Consider the following 1,137-nt stretch of genomic DNA (forward strand, 5'->3'; position numbering starts at 1 on the left):
CACCCACCGTCCCGCCCACTGCTGCTTCGAAAACCGGGAGGCCCATGACCGACCCCGCCGGCGATGCGCTCGCGCTCGCCGAGGACATCGCCCAACGTCTCGGCCAACTGAACGACCACCTCACCCACGCCCCGCCGCACCGGGTCGCCCGCGTCCCGGGCACCGTCCCGGACGGCGACCGGGGAGCCTTGGGCCGGATGACCGAACTGCTCGCCACCGGCTCGTACTTCACCCGTCACCACGCCCGCACCGGTGCCCTGCCTCCGGAGGTTCCGCTCGCCCCGGGCCGCGCCTGCAACCAGCTGCACGACGTGAGCCCGGGCCTCGACGAGCACCTGTCCGACCTGCGACGCCTCGCGGAACCTCCCACCGGCGCGAAGGCCCCCTCGGTGAAGCCGGGGGCCTGCGACATGGTCGTCAGGAGGCGCCGGTGAACACCCGACGCCGGATTCGAAGTGAGCCGAGGGAGAGCTGCCGGTGCCCGTGACCGAGCGGCAGCTCGCCGCCTTCGCCGACACCCATCTGTGGCGCGTCCCCTTCGACACCTCCCCGCGCCATCTGGCCGGTCCAGGGGACGACCGGCGCGTCACCCACGTCCTGGCCGCGGCCGGTTGGACTCCCGTCTCCGATCCGCTGGGTTCGGAGATCGTACTCAGCAGCCCGGACCACCGGCACAGCCTGCAGTTCGAGCCCCGGTCCTCCACCAGTGCCTGGTGGCGACTGCGGGCGCAGCCCACCGACACCGAGCCGGGCTGGTACGCCGAATTCGGTGAACTCGTCCCCGCCGAAGTTCTCGCCGCTGTCGCGGAGGCCCTCGTTCTTCCCCCGCCGAGCGAACCGCAGGACCCCCTGACCGCGGCGAGGGACGCGGGGTGGGACATCGACGCGCGCGGTGTGGCCGACTCCCCCGACCGCGCGTGCCGTATCGAACGGCTCCGTGAAGCGGACAGCACCACGGCCTGGTACGTGCGCGCCCACGACCCCTACCGCGGGCCCCAAGGGCCCCGGTTGTGGCACGCCATGTTCGGGGCCCGGGCCCCCGAGCATCTGGTGCAGGCCTTCGTCACCGCCCTGGCCGACCCCGCCCCGGTCCAGCGGGGCATGCACGAGCGCACCGCCGTGCATGCCCCGCTGGAC

At 73.5% G+C, this 1,137-nt stretch carries 2 protein-coding genes; both read left to right on the plus strand.

All coding sequences use genetic code 11. The features are described 5' to 3' along the window. Positions 1 to 44 precede the first annotated feature (44 nt). Positions 45 to 434 (plus strand): hypothetical protein, encoded by a 390-nt coding sequence (locus FNQ90_RS24135; protein WP_182608283.1) that lies wholly within the window; start codon positions 45 to 47, stop codon positions 432 to 434. A gap of 49 nt (positions 435 to 483) precedes the next feature. Further along, positions 484 to 1,137 (plus strand): DUF317 domain-containing protein (locus tag FNQ90_RS24140; RefSeq protein WP_323380153.1); only part of this gene is annotated, 654 nt, incomplete at its 3' end.

The organism is Streptomyces alkaliphilus (assembly GCF_014141535.1).
In the GTDB taxonomy this organism is placed as follows: domain Bacteria; phylum Actinomycetota; class Actinomycetes; order Streptomycetales; family Streptomycetaceae; genus Streptomyces; species Streptomyces alkaliphilus.